Source organism: Natrinema sp. SYSU A 869 (genome assembly GCF_019879105.1).
Lineage (GTDB): Archaea > Halobacteriota > Halobacteria > Halobacteriales > Natrialbaceae > Natrinema.
Genome location: NZ_CP082249.1, coordinates 2,271,048 through 2,287,523 on the forward strand (window position 1 = coordinate 2,271,048; position 16,476 = coordinate 2,287,523).

18 protein-coding genes are annotated in these 16,476 nt (G+C 62.9%); 9 read left to right on the forward strand and 9 right to left on the reverse strand.

What is annotated here, in order from left to right:
- Positions 1-75 precede the first annotated feature (75 nt).
- Positions 76-1,491, forward strand: a complete 1,416-nt coding sequence (locus K6I40_RS19420) for a hemolysin family protein (protein WP_222915591.1) — start codon at positions 76-78, stop codon at positions 1,489-1,491.
- A gap of 116 nt (positions 1,492-1,607) precedes the next feature.
- On the opposite strand, the gene K6I40_RS19425 is transcribed toward K6I40_RS19420, so the two are convergent.
- The 5 genes from K6I40_RS19425 to K6I40_RS19445 all read right to left on the reverse strand — a co-directional run bounded on the left by K6I40_RS19425 (position 1,608) and on the right by K6I40_RS19445 (position 5,739).
- Positions 1,608-2,420 (reverse strand): hypothetical protein, encoded by an 813-nt coding sequence (locus K6I40_RS19425; RefSeq protein WP_222915593.1) that lies wholly within the window; start codon positions 2,418-2,420, stop codon positions 1,608-1,610.
- A gap of 49 nt (positions 2,421-2,469) precedes the next feature.
- Positions 2,470-3,663 carry an inorganic phosphate transporter gene (locus K6I40_RS19430; protein WP_222915595.1) on the reverse strand — a complete coding sequence of 398 codons (1,194 nt, stop codon included), beginning with the start codon at positions 3,661-3,663 and terminating at the stop codon, positions 2,470-2,472.
- A gap of 176 nt (positions 3,664-3,839) precedes the next feature.
- Positions 3,840-4,271 carry a hypothetical protein gene (locus tag K6I40_RS19435; protein WP_222915597.1) on the reverse strand — a complete coding sequence of 144 codons (432 nt, stop codon included), beginning with the start codon at positions 4,269-4,271 and terminating at the stop codon, positions 3,840-3,842.
- Between the two features lie 89 nt (positions 4,272-4,360).
- Positions 4,361-5,083, reverse strand: coding sequence for a DUF5828 family protein (locus K6I40_RS19440; RefSeq protein WP_222915599.1), 723 nt, complete (start codon positions 5,081-5,083; stop codon positions 4,361-4,363).
- 158 nt (positions 5,084-5,241) lie between these two features.
- Positions 5,242-5,739, reverse strand: a complete 498-nt coding sequence (locus tag K6I40_RS19445) for a hypothetical protein (protein ID WP_255681780.1) — start codon at positions 5,737-5,739, stop codon at positions 5,242-5,244.
- Between the two features lie 478 nt (positions 5,740-6,217).
- Between K6I40_RS19445 and upp the strand changes: the two genes are divergently transcribed.
- Positions 6,218-6,895 (forward strand): uracil phosphoribosyltransferase, encoded by a 678-nt coding sequence (upp, locus tag K6I40_RS19450; protein WP_222915601.1) that lies wholly within the window; start codon positions 6,218-6,220, stop codon positions 6,893-6,895.
- Positions 6,896-6,971: 76 nt separating this feature from the next.
- Positions 6,972-7,346, forward strand: a complete 375-nt coding sequence (locus tag K6I40_RS19455; protein WP_222915603.1) for a cupin domain-containing protein — start codon at positions 6,972-6,974, stop codon at positions 7,344-7,346.
- A 70-nt stretch (positions 7,347-7,416) separates the two neighbouring features.
- On the opposite strand, the gene K6I40_RS19460 is transcribed toward K6I40_RS19455, so the two are convergent.
- Positions 7,417-7,620, reverse strand: a complete 204-nt coding sequence (locus K6I40_RS19460; protein ID WP_222920410.1) for a DUF2892 domain-containing protein — start codon at positions 7,618-7,620, stop codon at positions 7,417-7,419.
- A 235-nt stretch (positions 7,621-7,855) separates the two neighbouring features.
- Between K6I40_RS19460 and K6I40_RS19465 the strand changes: the two genes are divergently transcribed.
- From K6I40_RS19465 to K6I40_RS19480, 4 genes are read left to right on the forward strand one after another with little or no spacing between them, the layout of a single operon-like run.
- Positions 7,856-8,803 (forward strand): TAXI family TRAP transporter solute-binding subunit, encoded by a 948-nt coding sequence (locus tag K6I40_RS19465; protein WP_222915604.1) that lies wholly within the window; start codon positions 7,856-7,858, stop codon positions 8,801-8,803.
- A 27-nt stretch (positions 8,804-8,830) separates the two neighbouring features.
- Positions 8,831-9,382, forward strand: coding sequence for a DUF1850 domain-containing protein (locus K6I40_RS19470; protein WP_222915612.1), 552 nt, complete (start codon positions 8,831-8,833; stop codon positions 9,380-9,382).
- Positions 9,379-12,084 (forward strand): TRAP transporter fused permease subunit, encoded by a 2,706-nt coding sequence (locus K6I40_RS19475; RefSeq protein WP_222915614.1) that lies wholly within the window; start codon positions 9,379-9,381, stop codon positions 12,082-12,084. The genes K6I40_RS19470 and K6I40_RS19475 overlap by 4 nt, the downstream gene beginning before the upstream one ends.
- A 60-nt stretch (positions 12,085-12,144) precedes the next feature.
- Positions 12,145-13,026, forward strand: a complete 882-nt coding sequence (locus tag K6I40_RS19480) for a hypothetical protein (RefSeq protein WP_222915616.1) — start codon at positions 12,145-12,147, stop codon at positions 13,024-13,026.
- A 45-nt stretch (positions 13,027-13,071) separates the two neighbouring features.
- Here the strand turns inward: K6I40_RS19480 and K6I40_RS19485 are convergent, their stop codons facing one another.
- Entirely contained in the window at positions 13,072-13,689 is a 618-nt protein-coding gene (locus tag K6I40_RS19485) for a YigZ family protein (RefSeq protein ID WP_222915618.1), read from the reverse strand.
- Positions 13,690-13,888: 199 nt separating this feature from the next.
- On the opposite strand from K6I40_RS19485, the gene K6I40_RS19490 reads away from it, so the two are divergent.
- Positions 13,889-14,308 carry a hypothetical protein gene (locus K6I40_RS19490; RefSeq protein ID WP_222915620.1) on the forward strand — a complete coding sequence of 140 codons (420 nt, stop codon included), beginning with the start codon at positions 13,889-13,891 and terminating at the stop codon, positions 14,306-14,308.
- A gap of 7 nt (positions 14,309-14,315) precedes the next feature.
- Here the strand turns inward: K6I40_RS19490 and K6I40_RS19495 are convergent, their stop codons facing one another.
- Entirely contained in the window at positions 14,316-14,819 is a 504-nt protein-coding gene (locus tag K6I40_RS19495; protein WP_222915622.1) for an amino acid-binding protein, read from the reverse strand.
- 150 nt (positions 14,820-14,969) lie between these two features.
- Between K6I40_RS19495 and K6I40_RS19500 the strand changes: the two genes are divergently transcribed.
- Positions 14,970-15,800 carry an MSCRAMM family adhesin SdrC gene (locus K6I40_RS19500; RefSeq protein WP_222915624.1) on the forward strand — a complete coding sequence of 277 codons (831 nt, stop codon included), beginning with the start codon at positions 14,970-14,972 and terminating at the stop codon, positions 15,798-15,800.
- 71 nt (positions 15,801-15,871) lie between these two features.
- Here the strand turns inward: K6I40_RS19500 and hisB are convergent, their stop codons facing one another.
- A complete protein-coding gene (hisB, locus tag K6I40_RS19505; RefSeq protein ID WP_222915626.1) occupies positions 15,872-16,459 on the reverse strand; it encodes an imidazoleglycerol-phosphate dehydratase HisB in 588 nt (195 codons plus the stop codon).
- Positions 16,460-16,476 lie beyond the last annotated feature (17 nt).

The following is a 16,476-nucleotide window of genomic DNA, read 5'->3' on the forward strand; positions in this document are numbered from 1 at the left end:
GTCGCCGGCGGTGATGACCGTGATCCGGTGTAAAATGGGAAACGGTTAACCGATCCAGCTATAATGCTGCCATCAATGGCGTTGTCTCCGCTGTTCGCCGTTCCGTTGGCTGCCTACGAGGTTCCAGTTGTGGGTATCGGGTTCGACCAGTCCATAGTGACGACCCTCGGTGTGCTCGCAATTGCCGTCCTCATCGGGCTCTCGGCGTTTTTCTCCTCGTCCGAGATTGCGATGTTCAACCTGCCGAAACACCGCCTCGAGGGGATGATCGAAGACGATATCCCCGGCGCTGACCTGGTCAAAGGGCTTAAGGACGATCCTCACCGGCTTCTCGTGACGATTCTGGTCGGCAACAACATCGTCAACATCGCGATGTCATCGATCGCAACGGCGATTCTGTCGATCCACTTCGGGGGGCTGGTCGGCGTCTTGCTGGCGACGTTCGGGATCACTGCGCTCGTCCTCCTGTTCGGCGAGAGCGTCCCCAAGTCCTACGCCGTCGAGAACGCGGAGACATGGTCGATTCGTATCGCGAGGCCGCTGAAGGCCACGGAGTATCTCCTCTTTCCGTTGATCGTCCTCTTCGATTACCTCACACGACAGATCAACAGGCTCATCGGATCGACGGGAGCGATTGAGTCGCCGTACGTCACTCGCGACGAGATTCAGGAGATGATCGAGTCCGGCGAGCGCGAGGGCGTCTTAGAGGAGGAGGAACACGAGATGCTCACGCGTATCTTCCGCTTTAACAACACCATCGTCAAGGAGGTGATGACGCCGCGACTCGACATGACGGCGGTTCCGAAAGACGCCGATATCGACGAAGCGATCGAGACCTGTATCCAGAGCGGCCACGCCCGGATTCCGGTCTACGAGGGCAGCCTCGACAACGTTCAGGGGGTTGTCCACATTCGTGACCTCGTGCGTGATCTCAACTACGGTGAAACCGGCAACGACGAACTCGAGCTCGCGGACCTCATCCAGCCGACGCTGCACGTCCCCGAGTCCAAGAACGTTGACGAACTGCTAACGGAAATGCGGGAAAACCGGATGCACATGGCGATCGTCATCGACGAGTTCGGCACCACCGAGGGGCTGGTGACGATGGAAGACATGATCGAGGAGATCATCGGCGAAATCTTAGAGGGCGGCGAGGAACAGCCGATCGAGGAGATCGATGACGAAACCGTCCTCGTCCGCGGCGAGGTCAACATCGAGGACGTCAACGAGGCCCTCGACATCGATCTACCCGAGGGTCAGGAGTTCGAGACCATCGCCGGCTTCATCTTCAACCGCGCGGGCCGCCTCGTCGAAGAGGGCGAAGAGATTACCTACGACGGTGTCCGCATCACCGTCGAAGACGTCGAAAACACCCGGATCATGATGGCCCGGTTGACGAAACTCGAGGCGGAAGCGACCGAGTCCGACGAGGACGAGTCGCTTGAAGAAGAACCCGATGCTGGCGACGTGACAGATAGTCCGCTCGAGTAGTTCACGGTGGCCTTTTCACGACGACCTCACAACGGATCTTCTCACGGCGACCATCTTCCGACGAGCCGAAACGGAATCGCTGTAACCGCTACATGCCGACACACGGTGCCGGCAACTCACCGTCTCACGACGCTCCGAAGCCGGCGTCCGACGCTCCGTATCCGCTGTTTGACTCTCTCGGAGAACCTGACCCGACGCGCGTCGATGATCGCTCGAATCTCGCCGGCGATCTCGGGTGGCACGGCGATTCGACGCGGTCCCGCAACGTATTGGCCGTCGGGCTGTTTGTACTCGAAGGTCATGATGGTCGTATCGCCAAATTGCCGACTGGACACGGCGTTGATCAACGAAAGATCGACCGCCTGTTCGGGATCGTAGAAGTAGAGCGTTTCCTCCTCGCGGTCGAACGCACCGACCGACTGCAGGAACGAGGCGAGGATGAGCGCGACGAGCGCGATCGGAATCAACAGGGTGGCCAGCCCGGTAAACGGACCGGCACCGACGGCCAGCAGTTCGTTGTGCGAGACGTACCGACCGACGCCCATCAGTGCCCCGATGACGATCCCCATGACGATCGCGCCGACGGCGGCGTCCATCGCTCGGTCCAGGCTCGTTCCCGTCGGTGCGTCGATGGGAAGCGCACTGGCGACCCGTGCGAGGTGTGCCTCGGTGTTGCTCGAGGCGGCGAGCGCGAGGACGGTCGCAGCGAATGCCGCGATGAGTGCGAGAACGACGGTCCGGCCGGGGCCACCCACGGCCGAGCCGGCGATCCTGTACAGTCGCCAGCAGATGACGGTACCGATCGCAGCAAAGAAGGTGCCGACGCCGAACGCCCACAAGAGTCGTACGGTGCGTGAGGTACTGGCGTCTCGCCGCCACTGGATCGTCTCGTCGGAGGGGTCGGTGACGTCGACGGCGTCCTCGTCCATGCGTCAAACTCACGACCTCTCGTGTAAAGACTGTTCGATGTCGCCCGGCTCAGAGCAGGATCGCGGCGACGGCAATGTAGCCGATAAAGGAGATGATAATCGCGCCGGCCAGCGAGCCGACCCACGCGAGCACGGTAAAGCCCATCTTCCGCGCGCTGACGCCGCCACCGGCGCCGGCTGCGGCGTAACCGCTCCCGATGATCGCACTGACGATGATCTCGTTGAACGAGACCGGAATGCCGTAGAGGACGGCGGTCTGCGCGATGATGAATGAGGGGATAAGCGCGGCGATCGACCGGCGCGGCCCCAGCGAGGAGTAGTCCTGTGAAATGGCCTTGATCATTCGCGGTGCGCCGGTCCAGGATCCGATCAGGAGACCGAACCCGCCGCCGACGAGCATCGCAATCAGCGGTAGGTCGAGTTCACCCGACAGCGGGATCAGCGGGCCGATCGCCAGCCCGACTTGGCTACCGCCAGCGGAGAACGCGACGAGTCCGCCGAGGATGAGCAAGAAATGCCGCTCGCCTCGTTCGGTTCCATTCCTGAGATCCAGTGCGATTGCCCCAGCCCAGGCCATCGCGATCACGACCGTCGCGGCGACAGTACCCGCGATTGCGGGGCCAGGGATCCAGCTGCTCGAGGCCTGCGCGATCGACGCCCCGCCGGCGTCTGCTGGGCCGAGAATCGCGAACTCGATGTTACCGACGATCGCGCCGACGATCGCGGCTAAGACGATGATGAGATACTCCTCGGCGACCACCTCGGCGCGGAGCGTGCGGGCGACCGCGTAGGCGATGCCGCCGCCGACGAACGGCGTCAGCACCCACAGTGTGGCGATCTCGGTGTACTTCGCCCACGCCGGGTCGCCGCCCATCGCGAGACCGGTTCCGATTACCGCTCCCGTGACTGTAAACGCCGTCGCGATCGGATACCCCGTGAAGATGCCGATCGCCACCAACCCGGCCGCGATGAGCAGGGCGATCGTGGCAGCGAGCGACGACAGCGTCACGCCGCCGATCAGTCCGGTCCCGACCGCCTCAGAGACGTTCGCGCCCTGAAGCACCGCGCCGGCGAAGCCGAGCAGCCCGACGAGAAAACCGGCTCGCATCACCGAAATCGCGTTCGCGCCGACGGCCGGCGCGAACGGCGTCGAACCGCTCGAGCCGGCCCCGATTGCCCAGGCCATGAAGAGACTCGCGACTGCGGCCACAGCGAAGGTCCCGAGCGTGGCGACATCGACCATCTACTCGCTTCCTATTAGCGGCCCCTACAAGTGTGTGCCGACCTGCAACTGCTAACGACGGATGGCGTGGATATCGCAATCGCACAGGGCACGGTCGAATCTATGTGGTGAGTAGATCCGTGAGTATCTTCCTGATCACCGTATCCGTTTTCCGTCCCGTCGGAAACTCGCCCACATTATTCGACTGGCTCGGAATCGGTCGCGGCGTGCTCGAGAAAGAAATCACTGCGTCTGTACAGGATCCATAGTCCGGTCAGCCAGAGCGTTGTGGCAGCTCCGATACCCAGTAGTAGATCGACATCATCTTCGACAGTACCTGAGTTGAGAATCCCCAAAAATCCCGATATAATGTGGACACTCCAAGCAAGGAACCCGCCGGCGAGGCCGATCGGCCGACCGGTGATGATCGCCCATCCGATAGCGACCGTACACCCACCGAAGACGATTGATGGCCACATCCCGAGAGAGGTCTCCCCACTAATGCATTGAATACCGATCCGGATCCCGTTTATGAGGACCAGCCACCCCAATATTCCGACTCTGAGCGGTGCCCCATCGTCGGTCGGCTCGAGGAGCCATTTCGCGGTCGCGCGTCCGTCGCGCTCCATACGATAGTTCTGTCATTTGAACATATAATTTCAGCTATTCTCGAGCGGATCGCTCCGGAAGCGAGTGGGCGGCGACTCGAAGGGCTGTCTCAGTTCGTCGTCGATCTGGAGTTGTCGTCGGGTTCCGGCGGCGGCTCCGCGCCCTCGATGGCCTCGGCCGCATCAGTGTCCTTCTCGACTTCGACGTGCCAGCGGTCAACCTCGTCCTCGTAGTCGTCGAGTCGGTCGGAGACGTTCTCCTTGAGGACGTCGTCGTTGACGTTGACCTCGAAGACGAACTGCTCGCCGTTGCCACCGTTGCGCGTCGACTGCTGGATATTGGCGCTGACGAGTTCGTTGTCGAAGTAGTAGGGCGCGAGTTGAGTCATCACGTTCTGATAGACCGTGTCCTCGACGCGGCGCAGTGCCTTGCGGCTCGCGGAGTCGGCCGCCCGCGCGACGTAATCGATCGACTCCTTCCAGTTGTCGACCGCGGCCTCGGCATCGTCTTCCTCGAGTTGCTCGTATGACTCCGAGAGTTTCTCGCCGGCGGTTTTGATGTCCTCGTCGGGCTCTTTGCCCGCTTTCTCGCCCTTGCCTTCTTCGACGCTGGCCTGGTCTGCGGTCTTTTCGCTGACGTCAGAATCGAGGGTTTCGTGGGCCTTGGGACGCCACTCGTCCCACTCCTCGAAGGCGCGCGCGAAGCGAGCGCCATGCTTCTGGTCAGGATCGTGAACGTCGACGTCTCGAAGCGCGCGCGTGATGCGCTCGCCGTGTTCAACGATGTCGCCCCAGTCACCGCGAACTTTGAACCCCGAGATGCTCTCTTCCATTCGGCTGGCCGAGTGATAGCGTGCGGATAGGTATAAACTTCTCTGCCGTCGTCCGCTTGGACGGGGGTGGTCGGCGGGGAACTAGCGCTGCCCGCTCGTTCCCTGGCCACCCATCTGCTGACCGCTCATCTGTTGACTTTCCATCTGCTGACCGCCGGTCATCCCCGGTCCCATCCGGTCGCTGGGCTGTTGTGCTCCCATCTGCTGGCCACCCATTTGTGCCCGCCCGCTCCCTGGCCGTCGCCGACCATCTCGAGCAGCGTCAGACTGGAGTCGATGGTGCGGTCGATTGCCGAAATCGTCTCGGCGACGTGGGGGTGTTGCTGGAACTGCTGGAGTTCGGGCAGGCTCTCCTCGGCGATCCGGACGAACGTGTCCACAATCTCGGGGCCGAACATCGAGTCGCGCGCGATCAGCTTCTCGTTGAACTCGGCCAGTTCCGCAATGTCGCGACAGATCGCCGCACACGTCGCGAGCTGTGGTCCCTCCGATGCGCACATCTTCGCACACCACTCGGCGATGTGGGACAGTTCGGTGAAGTCCTCGAGCGCGATCCGCAGTTCGTTGGTGAGGTGATTCTCGAATGACTGCCGGCCCTGAATTCCCTGTCCGGCCATCCCTTGGCCGGACGGCTGTTGACTGCCTATAGTAGCCACTGAAAGTCAATGTACACCTGATCGCATGACAGCTGTGCGATCAGTGTGTAAATCGTTTCAGTGGCTACTATATTTGCTGCGGATTCCCCTGTTGACCGCCGCTCATCGATTGCTGTCCACCACCCATCGACTGCTCGCCAGACATCCGTGTCGGCTGCTGTCCGGTTCGTTCCTGCCGCGGCTGTTGGTTATACTGGTGACTCATTGGAACTTATCGCCCGCGATGGGGAGTCGAGAGCTACGCTGATCGATCGATTAAACCGAGTCCACTGTTACGACCGTTCCGGTAGCCAAGCAGTGTTTCACTTCGCCGCGACGACACTCGAGTTCGACCCGTCTCTCCCCTCACGATCCGGTAACCTCGAGTTAGCGATCTCAAGACCGGATTTCGCGAGTTGCCGCCAGTTCAAATCGCGAGCCGACGAGCGGGTCGCCGCTGATCGACACTGTGAACTACCCGGCGAGTGGCTGTAGGGATATGCCGATCGAAGACCGGGACAACGCCTATCTCATTACGCATGCATTGGCGAAGGACACGCTCTCGCGCCTACGCGACGTCGAGACCGAGCAGGTCAGCTTCCGTAAGGGGCTGGTCAAACTCGGTCGGATCTGTGGCTACGAGATCATTGACGGCCGGATGGAGACCGAGTATGTCGAGATCGAGACGCCTTTAGAACCGACGATGGGCGAGCGCGTCCGCGGACTCGACGACGTGGTCATCATCAACGTCTTGCGCGCGGCGACGCCGTTCGTCGAGGGACTGTTGAAGGCCTTCCCGCGAGCGCGTCAGGGAGTCATCAGCGCGAGCCGAGACGAGGAAGCCGGCCGTGCCGAGGACGGTTCGTTCCCCATCTCGGTCGACTACGTGAAACTGCCCGAGATCCACGAGGAGGACACGGTCATCATCGCCGATCCGATGCTCGCGACGGGGAGTACGATGTGTACCGTCCTCGAGCACGTCGTCGAGAACGCGGTCCAACCGGAGAACCTGATCGTCCTCTCTGCGGTGTCGGCACCGGAGGGGCTGCTCCGGGTCAATGAGGAGTTCGACGTGGCCGACCTGCTGACGGTCTCGATCGACGACCGCCTCGACGAGGATGGCTTCATCGTGCCCGGCCTCGGCGACGCCGGCGACCGGGCGTTCCGGACGACATAACCACTCGCTCCAGCCGGCTGTCAGGACGGAAACGGGTGCCGACGGACTTTTGCGGATCCCCACGAGTCAACCGTCTATGGACTACAGCGTCGTCGATCCGGACGACCTCGAACGAGTCGATGATCGACCCTGCGATCTTCGCCAACTAAGCGAGGCCGCCGGGATGGACAACGTCGCGATCAACCGGTTCGACGCGGAGCCGGGCGAGCAGCTGCCGCTGGCCTATCACGTCCACGATACCCAGGAGGAGGCGTTCCTCGTCCTCTCGGGTACCCTCCACGTCGAGACGCCCGAGGGCGAACTCGTCGTCCCGGACGGGTCGATGTTCGCGGCGCAGCCGAACTCTCCGCACCGAGCATACAATCCCGACGACGCCGACGAATCGGTCTCGGTCGTCGCGATCGGTGCCCCATCGGTTGACGACGTCGCGCCGTACGATCCCGAGGAGTAATCGGCCGACCGTTCTCGAGCGATCCTCTCGTAACGCCTCGAGTGCCTCGCTCGTATCGTTCCGGGTACCGCTACTGATCAGTCCTACAAGTGTCGATTCCCAGCAACGCGTTCACCGGACATCGCTGGATGAACGCGGTTGCGAGGATGTCGCTTCCAGCGATGAACGCCAGCGCGCCGAGCGTTCGATTTCGGTTCCGGTAGCCGACGACGAGGAGTATCGCTGCCAGGACGAACCGGCCGAGACGGTCGAGTCCGCCGACGTTTCTGTCCACGAGCGGCGGGACGACCTCGATGCAAGTATATCTGGTCCCGAACTCTTGTTTCTGATCGCGTTCGGTCCGTTGTATGATCATAATACATATTTAAGGGTACAAGGATATGAAAACAGATTTATTAGTGAACGAACACCTGATAATAAAATCTGATTGTACGTGTCTCCGGAGTGTTATCCGGATTCTAATTAACAATTAAAAATCTATATATGACTCCGTTACTACGCCTCGGAGTATGTCATACGATTTCAACCGACGATCTTTCGTGAAGGCGGCAGGTATTACTGGTATTGCCGGTCTCGCCGGCTGTCTCGGTGGCGAAGGAGGTAACACCCTCTCGTGGCACGCCGGCGGCACCGGTGGGACGTATTACCCGCTCTCGGGGAATTTCAAGACCATCGCCGAGGAAAACACGGACTACTCCCTGCAGGTAGAGTCGACCGGGGCCAGCGTCGAGAACGTCAGTAACCTCAACCGAGAGGAGGCTGACTTCGCGCTGATCCAGAACGACATCGCATACTTCGCGGTGAACGGAACCGGTATCGAGCAACTTCAGGGTGAGGGAATGGATAACATCCGCGGCGTCGCGACGCTGTACCCCGAGACGATCCACGTCATCACGCAGGCCGATTCGGGGATCGAGTCCGTCGAGGACCTCGGCGACGCGACGGTCAACACCGGTGCTCCCGGTAGCGGGACGCAGGTCAACGCCCTCCAGATCCTCGAGACCGCCGGGATCACGGAAGACGACTTCAACGAGCAAAACGCCGACTTCGAGACAGCGGCCGACCAGATCCGAGACGGCGACATCGACGCGGCGTTCGTCGTCGCCGGCTGGCCGGCCGGTTCCATCGAGGACCTCGCGACGACCAACGACATCAGTCTGGTCGAAATCTCGGGCGACCTCCGAGACGATATCCGAGCCGAGGCCGAGTGGTTCGCCAACGATACCGTTCCGGCCGGTACCTACGACGGAATCGACTCCGATGTCGAGACCGTCTCCGTCCAAGCGATGATCGCGACCCACGACGGCGTCGAGGACGAAGTCGTCGAAGCGATAACGGCGGCGATCTTCGATCATACTGACGATCTCGACTACAAGACGGACTTCATCAGCGCCGACTCGGCCCAGGACGGGATGCCGATCGACCTCCACCCCGGAGCCAAAGCGTACTTCGGATAACGGATCGATTCACCTTCGATAATTCATATGCAACGACCGACCAGACGGTCCGTCGCTATCGCCGCGCTCGTGGTGTTTGCCGCCCTCCTCGGATCGGCAGCCGTTGTAGCGTCGACCTCGGGCGGACAGACGCTTGTCGTCGCCGACGCCGATTCGGGCGAGCGCCTGCTCGAGGTTCCCGTCGACGACGGTGACGAGGTGACGCTTGCGTACACGCACAGTGTCGAGAAGACACCGGTCGAGGACGTGTACGTCGTGGACGGTGCCGAACTGCGGATGGACCGGATGGTGTTCCATTCCCACGGTGCGGGGCTCCCGGCCGCCGAACCGATGGAACGGACCGACGAGGGACTCGTCGTGACGCGCAACGATACATACGAGGCGGTTCCGGTCGTTCCCGGCTCGATCGCCGGCCACGAACTTGTGATCAACGGCGAGCGGTACGATCTGGTCGAGCGATCCGACGGTCCCGTCGCCATCTCCGTCGACGACCGATTGTTTGGCACCCCGCTCCTGACGGACCGATCCGCTGCGGCCGATTTGGAATCCGACAACGCACAATATTCTGACTCGCTATGAGCATTGATACGAATACGGACGCGGTTTCGGAGGAAGAGCAAGAAGAGATCATGCAGGAAGTCGAGCGCCGCCGCACCCTTCAGGGCCCCGCGGTCGTCGCCGTCGCGCTGGTCGGCATCCTGTTTTCGGCGTTTCAACTGTGGCTCGCCGCACGCAGCCGTGAGTTCGGCGCGACGCTGCCGGTCGTCGGCGAATTCACTCTCGGTTCGCTCCAGCAGCTACAGGTCAACGCGATCCACGTCACGTTCGCGTTGATCCTCGCGTTCCTGCTCTTCCCGGGGAGCCGGGGAGACGGGTTCGTCGCCAGACGGCTCGGTCGGATCCCGCCCGCCGCCCGATCGATATTCGGGCCGGACCACCCGCTCTCGAGGGCGGCGACGCGACTCGCGGACGGGGCGCGCTGGGCCGCCGTCGATCCCGAGATGGATCGGATCACGCCGGTGGACATCGCGCTCGTCGTCCTCTCGATCCTTCCCACGTACTACATCGTCACTGAGATCGATGAGATTCAGGAGCTCGCGGTCCTCGGGATCCACGGTGCCCGCCCGATACACGAGATGTATCCCGCGCTCGAGCCGCTGGTCACGGCCGTCACGATGGTCGGCATTCCACTCGACAGTGTCTCGTACGCGTTCCTCCTCGGAGCGCTCGGCATCCTGCTGGTACTCGAGGCGACCAGACGGACCCTCGGTGTGCACCTCATGTCGCTGGTCGGTCTGTTCATCGTCTACGCCCGATGGGGCTACATCATCCCGAGCGATTCGCCGATCGGTGCGCTCTCGGTCCTCCCCGAAACATGGGGCGGCATCGTCTATAACCTCTGGTACACGGTCAACGCGGGCATCTTCAGCGTCCCGGTCACCGTCAGTGTCAGGTACATCTACATCTTCGTCCTCTTCGGCGCGTTCCTCGAGATGAGCGGTGCCGGCAAGTGGTTCATCGACCTCGCCTACTCGGCGACCGGGACCCGAAAGGGCGGTCCGGCGAAGGCGAGTGTCGTCTCGAGTGGGTTCATGGGGATGCTCAGCGGCTCGTCGATCGCGAACACGGTGACGACGGGCGCGTTCACGATCCCGCTGATGAAGCGGTCCGGCTACTCGCCCGAATTCTCCGGTGCCGTGGAGTCCTCCGCCTCGTCGGGCGGACAGATCCTGCCCCCGGTGATGGGGGCGGCCGCGTTCCTCATCGTCGAGTACACCGGGACGCCGTACCCGGACGTGATCGTGGCCGCGACCCTGCCCGCCATCGCCTTCTTCTTCGGGATGTGGGTGATGGTCCACTTCGAAGCCGTCCGCGGTGGTATCGGTGGACTGCCGCGTGCGGAACTGCCGGACGCCCTCGATGCGCTCCGGACCGGCTGGTTCTATCTGGTTCCGATCGCACTTCTGATCTACTTCCTGGTCTTCGCTCGCCTCTCGATCGGTCGCGCCGGCTGGTACACGATCATCGCCATCGTCGCGTTGATCGCAGTCGTTGCCGCCTATAACGAGCGGACTGGCGTCCCCCTGCTGGGATCGATCGCCGCGCTCTTCGTCGCTCAGACCACGGCCCTCGCAAGCTACGGGGTCGGACTCGGGAGCGCGATACAGGTCGCGTTCGGCCTCGAGACGGCAGCGAACCCCTACTCGCTCGGTGCCGCAGCGTCCGCCGCAGTGTCGGACCTGGGGATGATCGCGATCCTCGTCAGCGTGGCCTTCCTGTTCGCTCGACCGCACTCGGACTCGCCGTTGCTCGAGTTAGACGAAGCGGCCGACGATTCCGCACGCCGGGCCGCGGCGGCGATCAACCGGCCGTCACTCGCCGATCACACCGGGTATCGACTCGGTGCGTTTGTGCTGAAATCGATGGAGTCCGGTGCGCGAACCGCCACGACGGTCGTCATCGCGGTCGCTGCGGCGGGTGTCGTACCCGGAGTCATCAGCGTCTCTGGACTGGGGCCGAACCTCGCCGCACTCATCTCGGCCGTCAGCGGCGGTTCGATACTGCTCCTGCTCGTCCTGACGGGGATCGCGTCGATCATCTTCGGAATGGGGATGCCCACGACCGCGATGTATATCATCCTGATCGCGATGCTCGGCGGACCGATCGAAGAAGCCGTCGGCGCGGTACTCGCTGCCCACCTCTTCGTGCTCTACTTCGGACTCATGGCGGACGTTACGCCGCCCGTCGCCGTTGCCGCCTTCGCCGGTGCAGGTATCGCTAAGGCTGACGAGCTCAAGACTGCGATCAGCGCGTTCCTCCTCTCGCTGAACAAGATCCTCGTCCCCTTCGCCTTCGTCTTCTCGCCGGGCATCCTGCTCGTCCGGGAAACGGGCGACGTGTGGAGCGTTATCGGCTGGGCCGACGTCTCGGATCTCGGCTTCTTCCTCCCCGAAGTCGTAGTCCCGGTCCTCGGGATGTTTCTCGGGGTGTACGCCCTCGGCGTGACGATCATCGGGTGCCAGTATTCGCCGGTCGACTCCGGCAATCGCACGCTGTACGCGATCGCGTCGATCCTGCTGATGGTCCCCGAGATTCCTCTGCTCATCGTCGAGGCGGTGTTCTCGCTTGCCGGCGCGTCCGTCGGCCTTACTGGCCTCGCGGTAACGCTCCTGTTGCGGGCCGTCGGACTGGTGATCCTCGTCGCGCTGTCCCAGCGCAATCGCTCCCGGTTGTCGGGGTCCGAGATGGACGTGTCCGCTCCGACTCCGAGCGACGCGTAATTCGTTCTCGATCCCCGCGATTCAGTTACAATTTTAACACAACCGGGTGAACGTTTGCTCGTGCCCGACCGAAATTCGGCCGACTCGAGCGACACTACTGGCTACACCGATGAGCCGCCGGACACGCCATTTCGACTCGCGTTCGGCGGCTACGTTGGCGCTCTCGTCGCGAGCTTCGTGGCGGTCGTCGCCGCGCTCACTGACGCGTCTTCAGTCGCCATTCTTGGCACGGTCGCTGCCGGGTTCTCGAGCGGCTGTCTCGTCGGTATCGCGCTCGCGGGACGCGTCCGCGGACTCGCGGTTCGGAGCGGCCGAACCCGTCGCCGCCGGGCGGCGGTCGTCCTGCTGGCCGCTCCGTTCGGGACAGCGGTCATCGCATCGCTGCTGGTGCCCCTCGAGTCGCGATTCGTGCTCGTTGCACTCATCTCGACGGTCGCCGTCGCCGTCACCGGCTCGCTGCTGGGGTGGTCGGCCCAGACCCGGTACGTCGACGCGATCACGGGCGACGAGCCCGTGACTGCATGGCGGTGGGACCCGCCGAGCACCCCGATACTGGACGCGGTCGTTCTCGCTCTGTGGCTCCTGTTGAGTGCGGGAAACGCCTCCGCCGGTGACTGGACGGCGTCGATCGTGTGGATCGGGCTGGCGATACTCTGGGCGTGCAGCGGCCTCGCCGAGGGCCGATGGCGCGTAGGACCGCTCGGCGACACGCCCGAAGTCCGCGTTCACGACGCCGGTCTCGTCATGCAACGGCCGTACACGCGCTCGATCGTCCTGTGGACCGACGTCTCGCACGTTCGGCTGCGCGAGAACGAACTCGTGTTGGATCGCGGCCTCTTCGACGTTCGCTTCGACCGCGATGAACTCGCGGACCTCGAGGACGCCCTGACGGAAATCGAGCGCCGTCTGCCGAACGATGCGTCTCTCGTTTCCACTCAGTAACAAGCTGCTGGCGGCGGCCACTGGGTTCCCGTCGTTCTCCGACGGTCACTCGAGATCGGCCCGGTCGCTCGTCGCGCTCCGAATCCGGTCCCGTAACGCCTCGCCCTCCGCGAGCGGGACGCGAACGTCGAAGCTGACCGCGGCCTCGTAGTCGGCCTCGAATTCGTAGCCCTCGCTCTCCAGAATCGAGCGAACGGTCCCCGAGTCGTCGTATTTGACAGTAATATCCAGCCGCTCGTGAGGCTGCTCCTCGACGATACCGGCTTTCTCGACCGCCTCTTTCACCGCGCGGGAGTACGCCCTGACGAGGCCGCCGACGCCGAGGTTCGTGCCGCCGTAGTAACGGGTCACGACGACCGCACAGTTCTCGAGGTCCTGCTGAGTCAGGACGTTTAGCGCCGGTTTTCCGGCCGAACTGGAGGGCTCGCCGTCGTCGCTCGAGTACTCCCGGAGAAAGTGGCCGTCCGTCTCCTCGTCGCCAGTTCGGACTCGATAGGCGGGGACGTTGTGGGTCGCGTCGGCGTACTCCTCGCGGACGGCGTCGACGAACGTCTCGGCCGCGTCGACGGATTCGACGGGCCGGACGTGTCCGATGAACTCCGAGCCCTGGATGACGAACTCGGCGGTGGCCGGCTCCGTAACGGTGCGATATGCCTGGCTCACGGCCATCCCTTTCCCTTGGATTGCCGCTGGACGTATCGCCGTGGGTGTGGCGTCTCGACGCAGGCCATAGCGGCGATACGTCGGGCCGCGAAAAGAGCCCGTCGGTCCCCTCTATCCACGTACAGAGCGTGGTCCGGCCGCCAGTGTCCGTTTCGCCCGGACCCTTACGCTATTACTCCTCCGTGCGTAGTGTGCACACATGGACGGCGAAACCATCGACTCTGAACTGGCGGACGAGATATACAGTGTCTGCCGGACGACAGTAGGAGACGAACTGCGCAGTATTACCTACTTCACCGAAGACGACGTCGAGCAGCTCTACCTCCGGTCTGATTTGGAACAGACCGCCGATCTGATCGGTTTCGCCGAACACGAGCGACTGGGCTTTCGCTCGCAGTCGGCCTACCGGAATACGCAACTCGGCGAGTACCAGGCGACGATCCGCATGTTCGAGAACGGCTACCTCTCGCGGGTCATTCGTGGGCCACACGGCGTCTGGGTGACGACCGACGACATGTCGATGGAGCGCTTCGAGGAACTCACCAGCGCGCTCGAGTCGGTGCTCGACGACTTCGCAGACACCGTTGATGTCGATGTCGAGAGCGAGAGTGACGACTGACCGTCGGTTACTGGATCTCGATTTTCCGGACGAACGAGAGATCGCGGATCGCAGTGATTACTTCCCCCGATAGCTCCTCATCGGTGATCAGGTAGAGTCGCGGCTCGTCGGTGAACTCAGGATCCTCACTGATCGTCTGACGAATCGAGATCCCGTTTGCTGCCAGCGTCCCCGTGACTTCGGAGACGATTCCCTCCTGTTCGGCGTTGGTCACTTCGACGGAGAGCACCGTCAGATCCAAAACCGGTGCCAGATCCATCAGGCTCGGCACCTGCGAGATGTTCTGGAAGATCCGTCGTAGCTCGGGATCCTCAAGGATGACATCGGTCGTCGAGTCAACGACACGTCGGTCGACGCCGATCTCGCGGGCGATCCCCGTGTTCGGAATTTCGATCCCGCCGGAGACGACTCGGCCGTCGTCGTTGACGGAAAACCCTCGCTCGAGTAGCAGCCGGATTACCGCCTGCTGGCTCGGCGATCCCTCGAATTTCTCCATAATCTCGTCGAACATTCGGTGTCGAGTGTACGGCCGCCCCGGTATAATGTCCGGTGATCGGTCTCGTTGGGCGTCACCGCCGACTCACTCGCGGTCGGAAGTAGTCGCCTGCCCGGAACGCCGTCTGACGGATGATTTTTCACTGTCCCCGTGCAGGCCGACACTATGCGCGAACTCCGGAGCTGTGATTTCTGTGGTGCCGAGTCGATCGGCGCGTTCGAGATCGTCCCGCCCGAACTCGAGCCGACCGAGACCGAACAGCGCCGCGTCGTTCCCTGTCGCGACTGCAAGGAGCGACTCGAGACGCTGCTCGAACCGCTGCTCGCCCGTGCCGGTGCCGAGCACAGAACCGACGTTGCGGATCGGGATCAGGACGCGACTGCCGACGACGAACCCGACGGATCGGGAGCCGTCGTCGCCAGCGCCGACGAATCGACGGAGAAGCGACGGCGGACCACCAGCCCGAACGCGACCGTCTCGGATGCGCCGACGGAGCCCGACGAGCGGGTGACCGCTCGAGACGACGAGAGGACTGAGGCCAATCCTGGCTCTGAATCCGGATCGCAGTTGGAATCGGCATCCGACTCGGTTCTCGAGGACGGAATCACCTTCGAGCGCAATGAGAAAGCGGGCAGCGACGAGAAAGCGGGCAGCGATGCGACCGAGGGAACAGACGCGGCCGGGTCAGAAGACGCAAGGACCGAGCCCGAGACGGCGGCCGTCGACGACTCGACTGATCAGCCGGAGCAGACTTCGGACGCCGAGTCACCGAACGATGCGGACGCCCCAACAGAGTCACCGACCCGCCCGCCGTCGGCCTACAACAAGGCCATCCGACTCCTTCGAAACCGCGAATTCCCCATGAAACGGAGCGCCGTCGAAGAATTGGCTGCGGGTGCCTACGACCTCGAGAGCCACGAGGTCGAGGCGATCGTCGACTACGCCGTCGCAGACGGCGAGTTCATCGAAGAGGGAGACAAACTCCGTCGCTCGTAAGACGACGCGTGAAAACGCCCTCGAGTCTCGCGTCGATCTGCCTCTTGGCGTCGTGCTGTATCGGTCGACGGCTATAGCGTGCCTTTCGTACTCGGCGTCCCCTCCCGTCGCTCGTCAAGCCGTGTCGCGTCGTCGAGGCTTCGGGCGAGCGCCTTGAACAGCGCCTCGACCTCGTGGTGAGCGTTCTCACCGTCGACCTCGAGGTGGAGCGTCAGTCCGGCATTCATCGCCAGTGATTCCCCGAAGTGTCGGGCCATGTCGCTGGTGAATTCGCCAATCTGTGCTTGCGAGAAGCTGCCGTCGAAATAGAATCGTGGCCGCCCGCTCACGTCGATGACGGTCCCTGCGACGGCCTCGTCCAGCGGGACCCGTCGGTCGGCGTAGCGGACGATCCCCGACCGGTCGCCCAGCGCCTCGTCGATGGCCTCGCCGAGCACGATCGCGACGTCCTCGACTGTGTGGTGATCGTCAATCTCGAGGTCGCCGTCACAGTCGATCTCGAGGTCGAACAGGCCGTGTTTGGCGAACGACGTCAGCATGTGGTCGAAGAAGCCGATACCGGTGTCGACTGCGGCCGTTCCGCTCCCGTCTATCTCGAGCGTACACTCGATTGTCGTCTCGGCCGTCGCACGGGTGACAGTCGCCGTTCGCTCGCTCATAGGAGAGTCATGCCGCC

What these genes read in the sequence shown, in the direction of transcription:
- K6I40_RS19420 (WP_222915591.1), top strand. Translation starts at nt 76, where the DNA reads ATGGCGTTGTCTCCGCTGTTCGCCGTTCCGTTGGCTGCCTACGAGGTT.
- K6I40_RS19425 (WP_222915593.1), bottom strand. Translation starts at nt 2,420, where the DNA reads ATGGACGAGGACGCCGTCGACGTCACCGACCCCTCCGACGAGACGATC.
- K6I40_RS19430 (WP_222915595.1), bottom strand. Translation starts at nt 3,663, where the DNA reads ATGGTCGATGTCGCCACGCTCGGGACCTTCGCTGTGGCCGCAGTCGCG.
- K6I40_RS19435 (WP_222915597.1), bottom strand. Translation starts at nt 4,271, where the DNA reads ATGGAGCGCGACGGACGCGCGACCGCGAAATGGCTCCTCGAGCCGACC.
- K6I40_RS19440 (WP_222915599.1), bottom strand. Translation starts at nt 5,083, where the DNA reads ATGGAAGAGAGCATCTCGGGGTTCAAAGTTCGCGGTGACTGGGGCGAC.
- upp (WP_222915601.1), top strand. Translation starts at nt 6,218, where the DNA reads ATGCCGATCGAAGACCGGGACAACGCCTATCTCATTACGCATGCATTG.
- K6I40_RS19455 (WP_222915603.1), top strand. Translation starts at nt 6,972, where the DNA reads ATGGACTACAGCGTCGTCGATCCGGACGACCTCGAACGAGTCGATGAT.
- K6I40_RS19465 (WP_222915604.1), top strand. Translation starts at nt 7,856, where the DNA reads ATGTCATACGATTTCAACCGACGATCTTTCGTGAAGGCGGCAGGTATT.
- K6I40_RS19470 (WP_222915612.1), top strand. Translation starts at nt 8,831, where the DNA reads ATGCAACGACCGACCAGACGGTCCGTCGCTATCGCCGCGCTCGTGGTG.
- K6I40_RS19475 (WP_222915614.1), top strand. Translation starts at nt 9,379, where the DNA reads ATGAGCATTGATACGAATACGGACGCGGTTTCGGAGGAAGAGCAAGAA.
- K6I40_RS19490 (WP_222915620.1), top strand. Translation starts at nt 13,889, where the DNA reads ATGGACGGCGAAACCATCGACTCTGAACTGGCGGACGAGATATACAGT.
- K6I40_RS19495 (WP_222915622.1), bottom strand. Translation starts at nt 14,819, where the DNA reads ATGTTCGACGAGATTATGGAGAAATTCGAGGGATCGCCGAGCCAGCAG.
- K6I40_RS19500 (WP_222915624.1), top strand. Translation starts at nt 14,970, where the DNA reads ATGCGCGAACTCCGGAGCTGTGATTTCTGTGGTGCCGAGTCGATCGGC.
- hisB (WP_222915626.1), bottom strand. Translation starts at nt 16,459, where the DNA reads ATGAGCGAGCGAACGGCGACTGTCACCCGTGCGACGGCCGAGACGACA.